Origin of the sequence: Micromonospora acroterricola (assembly GCF_003172955.1) — a bacterium.
GTDB lineage: Bacteria > Actinomycetota > Actinomycetes > Mycobacteriales > Micromonosporaceae > Micromonospora > Micromonospora acroterricola.
Window position 1 is genome coordinate 1 of sequence record NZ_QGKR01000081.1, and the last position, 7,147, is coordinate 7,147.

The following is a 7,147-nucleotide window of genomic DNA, read 5'->3' on the forward strand; positions in this document are numbered from 1 at the left end:
ACGCCGCCCTGCCCCTGCGCACGCTGGCCGGCACCGGCTGGTCGCCGCGAGCGCCGCCGTCGCCGCCCTCGGCGCCCGGTCCGGTGCCGCCCGGCACGCCGATCCGACCCCGGACGACGGCCAGGCAGGTCCGGGCCGCAGCAACGCCCGGTCGGTCGGGCTGGTCGCCGCGCTGCCCGCGGTACTGGCCGGCTGGTACGCCGCCCGCTACGGCGCGGCCCAGGCCCAGGTCGTCCGGGACCCGTCGGCCGGGCGGGTACGCGCCGCGGTCGGCGCAGGGATCACCGGGCTTCCCGCCCTGCAGGGGGCGCTCACCGCGCGCGGCGGCGCCGGCCTGCTCGGGTTGGCCGTCGCGGCGGCGGCGCCGCTGGGCCGGCGCCTGGCCCGGAAGGTCTCCCCGACATGACCGCCCCCGCACCGCGCACCGCCCCGCCGGCCGACCCCTCGACGCTGCGCTTCGGATACGGGACCAACGGCTTCGCGAACCACCGGCTCGACGACGCACTCGCCGTCGTCGCCGACCTCGGGTACGTCGGGGTGGCGCTGACCCTGGACCACGACCACCTCGACCCGTTCACGCCCGGGCTCACCCGCCGGATCGCCGCCGTCAACCGGCGGCTGAGCGAGCTGGGTCTCGCCGTGGTGATCGAGACCGGGGCACGTTACCTGCTCGACCCGTGGCACAAGCACGCCCCGACGCTGCTGCACGACGACCCGACCCGGCGGATCGAGTTCCTGCGCCGGGCCGTACGGATCGGCGCCGACCTCGGGGCGGAGGCGGTCTCCTTCTGGGCCGGCGTCCGTCCCGACCCGGTGCCGGCGCAGACCGCCTGGGACCGGCTGGTGGCCGGCTGCGCCGCCGTGGTCGACGCCGCCGACACCGCCGGCGTCACCCTCGGTTTCGAACCGGAGCCCGGGATGCTGGTCGAGGACATCGCCGGCTGGCGGCGGCTGCGCGCCGCGCTCGGTGACCCGGCCCGCTTCGGCATCACCCTCGACATCGGGCACTGCCGGTGCCTGGAGCCGTGGCCGGTGCCGCAGTGCGTCGCCGAGGTGGCCGGGCACCTGGTCAACGTGCAGATCGACGACATGCGCCGCGGCGTGCACGAGCACCTGGAGTTCGGCGTCGGCGAGATCGACTTCCCGCCGGTGCTGGCGGCCCTGGCCCAGGCCGGCTACCGCGGCCTGGTCGCCGTCGAGCTGCCCCGGGACTCGCACGCCGCGCCCGCCGTGGCCGCCCGGTCGATCGAGTTCCTGCGCACCGCCGCCGCGACAGCGGCGGCCCGGAGCACCACGGCGAGCACGGCGGTTTCTGGCCGGCCCACCGAGGACGAGGTGCCCGCAGGCGCCCTCTGCGCTGCTTCACCGGACGCACCAGCGGCCGTCCGACACCCGGACAGTGGCCGTCGCGTGGAGTGAAGCAGGGCGGAGGCGCGCCTGGGGCGCCTGCGGAGCAGCACAAGGGGAGGAGACGGGATGACACCGGATTCACTACGGGCCGCGCTGCGGGGCGTACCCGATCCCGACTGGCTGGACACGGCGCTGCGCCGCGTCGCGGCCGAGCCCACCGCGATCACCCGGCTCTTCCCGGCCGCCGGCCGGCGCTGCGGTCGGGCCGCACTGCCCGACGCACCCGGCTGGACCGCCGACGACGCGGCCCGGGTGCTGCTGCTCACGGCCCTGCCCGCCGACCACGCCGAGCACGCCGAGGCCCTCTACCAGCACGGTGACGCGGCCGAGCGGCGGGCCGTGCTGCGTGCCCTGCCGCTGCTGCCGATCGGCGCCGCCGGGGTGCCGCTGCTGCACGACGCGATCCGGACCAACGACACCCGGCTCGTCGCCGCGGCGCTCGGCCCGTACGCCCGGCACCTCGACGCGGCGGCCTGGCGGCAGGCGGTGCTCAAGTGCGTGTTCACCGGCGTACCGCTGGCCGTCGTGGCCGACCTGGACGCCCGCGCCGACGGTGAGCTGGCCGCGATGCTCGCGGCGTTGGCCGCCGAGCGGCACGCGGCCGGCCGGGAGATGCCCGCCGACGCCACCGACCTGCTCGACCGGCTCACCGCGCACAGCGGCGGGACCGGCACCGTCGACCGTCCCACCCCCACGGAGGCGTGATGCGCATCTTCGACCCGCACATCCACATGACGTCACGCACCACGGACGACTATGAACGCATGGCCGCCGCCGGGGTGCGGGCGGTGGTGGAGCCGGCCTTCTGGCTCGGGCAGCCGCGCACCAGCGCCGCCTCGTTCACCGACTACTTCGACTCGCTGATCGGCTGGGAGCCGTTCCGGGCCGGGCAGTTCGGGGTGCGGCACCACGCCACCGTGGCGCTGAACCCCAAGGAGGCGAACGACCCGCGCTGCCGTCCGGTGCTCGACCTGCTGCCGCGCTACCTGGACAAGGACGCGGTCGTGGCCGTCGGCGAGATCGGGTACGACTCGATGACCCCGGAGGAGGACGAGGCGTTCGCCGCGCAGCTCGCGCTGGCCGTGGCGTACGACCTGCCGGCGCTGGTGCACACCCCGCACCGGGACAAGGCCCGGGGCGTCGAACGCACTCTCGCCGTGGTCACCGAGTCCGGCATCGACCCGGGCCGGGTGGTCGTCGACCACCTCAACGAGGTGACCGTCAAGCTGGTCCGGGACACCGGCTGCTGGCTGGGCTTCTCCATCTACCCGGACACCAAGATGACCCCGTCGCGGATGGTGGAGCTGCTGCGGGAGTACGGGACGGAACGGATGCTGGTCAACTCCGCCGCCGACTGGGGACGCTCCGACCCGCTGCTGACCCGGGCCACCGGTGAGGCGATGCTGCTGGCCGGGTTCAGCGACGACGACGTCGACCAGGTGCTGTGGCGCAACCCGGTGGAGTTCTACGGGCAGTCCGGTCGGCTCGACCTGACCGACCTGGACGTCGCCGCCGTGGACCCGCAGACCGGCAACTCGATCCTGCGCGGCGGCAGCTGATGCGGCTGCGGCACGCCGGCGGCGACACCGTCCACCTCGGCTACTGCACCAACGTGCACCCCGCCGAGGAGTTCGCCGGCATCCTCGCGCAACTGGACACCTACGCCCTGCCGGTCCGCACGGCGCTCGGGGCCGACCTGCTCGGCCTCGGTCTGTGGCTGGCCGCCCCGGTCGCCGCCGAGCTGGCCGCCGACCCGGCGCTGCGCCGCCGGCTGCGCGCCGAGCTCGACGCGCGCGGGCTGGAGGTGGTCACCCTCAACGGCTTCCCGTACGCGGCCTTCCAGGCGCCCGTGGTCAAGCACGACGTGTACCGGCCGGACTGGACCACCGAGCAGCGGTTGGCGTACACCCTGGACCTGGCCCGGGTGCTCGCGGACCTGCTGCCCGACGACGCCGCCCGCGGCTCGATCTCCACCCTGCCGCTGGCCTGGCGGCAGCCCTGGGACGCTGACCGGGCCGACGCCGCCCGGCGGCGGCTGGACCAGCTCGCGGCCGGCCTGGCCGCCGTGCAGCGGGACACCGGCCGCCAGGTGCGGGTCGGCTTCGAACCGGAGCCGGGCTGCGTGGTGGAGAGCACCGGTCAGGCTGCCGCGCTGCTGTCCGGGATGGACACCGAGCGGTTGGGTGTCTGCCTCGACCTGGCCCACCTCGCCTGCGCCTGGGAGGAGCCGGCCGCGGCGCTGGCCCGGCTGCGGGACGCCGGGATTCCGGTGGTCAAGGTGCAGGTCTCCGCGGCCGTCGAGGCGGCCGACCCGGCCGGCGGGGCCGACGCGCTGCGCCGCTGGGTGGAGCCGCGCTTCCTGCACCAGACCCGGGGAGCCGGCTGTGCGGGCGCGGCGGACCCCGCCGACCCGGCGTACGCGGCCGACGACCTGGACGCGGCACTGGACTCGGCGCTGCCCGGCCCGTGGCGGGTGCACTACCACGTGCCGCTGCACGCCCCACCCGAGGAACCGCTCGGCTCCACCCTGCCGGTGCTGCGCGCCGCGTTGGCCGAGCTCTACTCCCGTCCGGCGGCCGGCTGCGACCACCTCGACGTGGAGACGTACACCTGGGGGGTGTTGCCGGCCGCGCGGCGGCCGGGCACCGACGTGGAGCTGGCCGCCGGCATCGCCGCCGAGCTGGCCTTCGCCCGCGACGAGCTGGTTGACCTGGGCCTGACGCCGGAGCGGGCCGTGACTGTGGGGGTGTCCCGATGAGCCGACGACTGGTGGTGCTCGACGTGGTCGGGCTGACGCCGCGACTGCTGGCGCACATGCCCCGGCTGCGGGGGGTCGCCGACGGCGGCTTCCGGGCCGAGCTGGGCACCGTGCTGCCCGCGGTGACGTGCTCGGTGCAGTCCACCTTCCTCACCGGCGAGCCGCCCAGCGGGCACGGGATCGTCGGCAACGGGTGGTATTTCCGGGAGCTGGGCGAGGTGCTGCTGTGGCGGCAGCACAACGCGCTGGTCGGCGGGGAGAAGCTCTGGCAGGCGGCCCGCCGGGCCGAGCCGGGCTACACCGTCGCCAACGTCTGCTGGTGGTACGCGATGGGCGCGGACGTCGACTGGACGGTCACCCCGCGCCCGGTGTACTACGCCGACGGGCGCAAGGAGCCGGACTGCTACACCGACCCGCCGGAGCTGCACGACGCGCTCACCGGGCGGCTGGGCACGTTCCCGCTGTTCACCTACTGGGGGCCGACGGCGGGGCTGCCCTCGTCGCGGTGGATCTGCCAGGCGGCCGAGCAGATCCTGGCCGACGTGTCGCCCGACCTGACCCTGGTCTACGTGCCGCACCTGGACTACGACCTGCAACGGTACGGCGCCTCGTCGCCCCAGGCCGCCGCCGCGGCGGCCGAGCTGGACGCGGTGCTCGGGCCGCTGCTGGACGCCGCCCGGGCCCGCGACGCCACCGTGGTGGTGCTGTCGGAGTACGGCATCACCGACGTGTCCCGGCCGGTGGACGTCAACCGGCTGCTGCGCGCGGAGGGCCTGCTGCGGGTGCACACCCAGGCCGGCATGGAGTACCTCGACCCGTGGACGTCGCGGGCGTTCGCGGTCGCCGACCACCAGGTCGCGCACGTCTACGTCAAGGACCCGGCCGACGTGGCGACGGTGGCGAAGCTCTGCGCCGGGCTGCCCGGGGTGGCCGAGGTGCTCGACGCCGAGGGCAAGGCCGCGCACGGGCTGGACCATCCGCGCGCCGGTGAGCTGGTGCTGGTGGCCGAGCCGGACTCCTGGTTCACCTACTACTACTGGCTGGACGACGCCCGCGCGCCGGACTTCGCCCGGCTGGTGGAGATCCATCGGAAGCCGGGGTACGACCCCGCCGAGCTGTTCTTCGACCCGGCGGCGCCGGGTGCGGCGAAGCGCCGCGCCGGGGTGGCCCTGGCCCGCAAGAAGCTCGGTATGCGCTACCTGATGAGCGCGGTCGGCCTGGACGCCGGCGCGCGGGCGGTGCGCGGCTCGCACGGCCGGTTGCCGGCCGACCCGGCGGACGGGCCGGTCCTGCTCTGCTCCGACCCGACCGCCGCACGGGACCGGGTCGCGGCCACCGAGGTCAAGGGGCTGCTGCTGGAGCTGGCCGGGCTGTCCGGTGGTGGGAGCGCGGAAGCGGGCCGGCCGGGGGAGGGGTCATGACGCTCACCGTGGCGCCCACCGACGCCAGCGGACTGCGGGCCCGTTTCGACGCCGAGTTGGCCGCGTTCCTCGACCGACAGGGCCCCGACTGGCCGGACGGCGCCCCGCGCGGGGTGTTCACCGCGCTGCACCGGTTCGTGCTGGCCGGGGGCAAGCGGCTGCGCCCGCTCTTCTGCTACTGGGGCTGGCGCGGCGCCGGGGCGCCCGACGGTGACCCGATCGTGGTGGCCGCGGCGGCCCTGGAGCTGTTCCACGCGTTCGCGCTGATCCACGACGACATCCTGGACGGCAGCGACCGCCGCCGGGGTGAGCCGTCGGTGCACCGGCTCTTCGCCGACCTGCACGCCCGCTCGTCGTGGCGGGGCGACCCCGAGGCGTACGGGCGGAACACCGCCCTGCTCTGCGGGGACCTCTGCGCGGCCTGGTCGGATCAGATGTTCCACGAGTGCGGGCTGGGCACCGAGGAGGTCCACCGGGGGTACGGGGTGTTCGCGCTGATGCGTACCGAGGTGATCGCGGGGGAGTACCTGGACCTCGTCTCCGGGGTGGGGGACGGCTCGGTGGCCAGCGCGCTCACCGTGATCCGGATGAAGGCGGCCCGGTACACAGTGACCCGGCCCTTGCAGATCGGCGCGGCCCTGGCCGGCGCGGAGCCGGAGCTGATCGCCGCGCTGGGCGAGTTCGGCGACCCGCTGGGCGACGCGTTCCAGCTCCGTGACGACGTGCTGGGTGTCTTCGGCGACCCGGCGGTCACCGGCAAGTCGGTCCTCGACGACCTGCGCGAGGGCAAGTCCACGGTGATGATGGCGCTGGCCCGCAGCGCCGCCGACCGGGCGCAGACCGCCCGGCTGCGGGAGCTGTTCGGCAACCCCGCGCTGGACGCCGACGGCGCGGCGGAGCTGCGCGGGATCATCGAGGCGACCGGCGCCCGGGAGCGGATCGAGCAGATGATCCGGGTCCGGACGGAGGCCGCGCTGACCGCGCTGGAGAGCGCGACGCTGGCCGAGGAGGCGCGTGCCGCGCTCGTCGCGCTGGCCGCGCAGGCGATCGACCGCCGCGCCTGACCCCCGGCGCCGCGCCCCGACCACGGTCCTCCCGGCAGCACCCGGGTACGGCGCTGCCTGCCGACTTTCGATCGGATCGACGAAAGTTCATGGCGATTCGCCGGAAGGTATAGACACATCGACACCCACAATTTAGTGTCTTGGCCAACACGACATTGTTTCGTCGAGGTGAACCGGCGGCGCGGTAACCCATCGACTGGTGACCTCCGAGCACGTGGCCCCACCACCTCGGTGGTCACGGCCGGCCGGGGACACTCCCGGCGGGCCGACCGCATCCCCCACCACCGCTACGGCATCCGGCGCGACGGCGCGCGCCCGGCCTGGCAGTCATTCGTCAGGAAGGGACAGCACAACGATGTCCATCAAGGACGCTCCCACTCACCGGTCCCGACGATGGTTCTCCAGCGGGTCGGCACTGCTGCTGGTGGCCGCGGCCGGAACGGTCGCGCTCGGCGCCGGCCCGGCCACCAGCAGCAGTGCCGACCCGCTGGAGA

General features: G+C 75.2%; 6 protein-coding genes and 1 pseudogene. All 7 read left to right on the forward strand.

Annotated features, from left to right (window positions below):
* Positions 1 to 406, forward strand: a pseudogene (locus DKT68_RS31710) (SCO3242 family prenyltransferase); the annotation flags it as partial.
* Positions 403 to 1,419, forward strand: coding sequence for a sugar phosphate isomerase/epimerase family protein (locus DKT68_RS01390; protein ID WP_109815621.1), 1,017 nt, complete (start codon positions 403 to 405; stop codon positions 1,417 to 1,419). The pseudogene DKT68_RS31710 and the gene DKT68_RS01390, both read left to right, overlap by 4 nt.
* Before the next feature lie 57 nt (positions 1,420 to 1,476).
* The gene (locus DKT68_RS01395; protein ID WP_109815622.1) at positions 1,477 to 2,115 is read left to right on the forward strand and encodes an EboA domain-containing protein; all 639 of its coding nucleotides are present in this window, start codon (positions 1,477 to 1,479) and stop codon (positions 2,113 to 2,115) included.
* Positions 2,115 to 2,969, forward strand: a complete 855-nt coding sequence (locus DKT68_RS01400; RefSeq protein WP_109815623.1) for a TatD family hydrolase — start codon at positions 2,115 to 2,117, stop codon at positions 2,967 to 2,969. Before DKT68_RS01395 ends, DKT68_RS01400 begins: the two co-directional genes overlap by 1 nt.
* Positions 2,969 to 4,168: a metabolite traffic protein EboE gene (eboE, locus tag DKT68_RS01405; protein ID WP_109815624.1), complete on the forward strand. Its 1,200-nt coding sequence runs from the start codon at positions 2,969 to 2,971 to the stop codon at positions 4,166 to 4,168. Before DKT68_RS01400 ends, eboE begins: the two co-directional genes overlap by 1 nt.
* Positions 4,165 to 5,589: an alkaline phosphatase family protein gene (locus tag DKT68_RS01410; protein ID WP_201748849.1), complete on the forward strand. Its 1,425-nt coding sequence runs from the start codon at positions 4,165 to 4,167 to the stop codon at positions 5,587 to 5,589. Before eboE ends, DKT68_RS01410 begins: the two co-directional genes overlap by 4 nt.
* Entirely contained in the window at positions 5,586 to 6,653 is a 1,068-nt protein-coding gene (locus DKT68_RS01415) for a polyprenyl synthetase family protein (protein ID WP_109815625.1), read from the forward strand. The genes DKT68_RS01410 and DKT68_RS01415 overlap by 4 nt, the downstream gene beginning before the upstream one ends.
* The last annotated feature ends 494 nt before the right edge of the window (positions 6,654 to 7,147 follow it).

Bases quoted from the DNA above. Each gene is read 5' to 3' on its own strand.
- eboE (WP_109815624.1), top strand. From the start codon at position 2,969: ATGCGGCTGCGGCACGCCGGCGGCGACACCGTCCACCTCGGCTACTGC.
- DKT68_RS01400 (WP_109815623.1), top strand. From the start codon at position 2,115: ATGCGCATCTTCGACCCGCACATCCACATGACGTCACGCACCACGGAC.
- DKT68_RS01410 (WP_201748849.1), top strand. From the start codon at position 4,165: ATGAGCCGACGACTGGTGGTGCTCGACGTGGTCGGGCTGACGCCGCGA.
- DKT68_RS01415 (WP_109815625.1), top strand. From the start codon at position 5,586: ATGACGCTCACCGTGGCGCCCACCGACGCCAGCGGACTGCGGGCCCGT.
- DKT68_RS01395 (WP_109815622.1), top strand. From the start codon at position 1,477: ATGACACCGGATTCACTACGGGCCGCGCTGCGGGGCGTACCCGATCCC.
- DKT68_RS01390 (WP_109815621.1), top strand. From the start codon at position 403: ATGACCGCCCCCGCACCGCGCACCGCCCCGCCGGCCGACCCCTCGACG.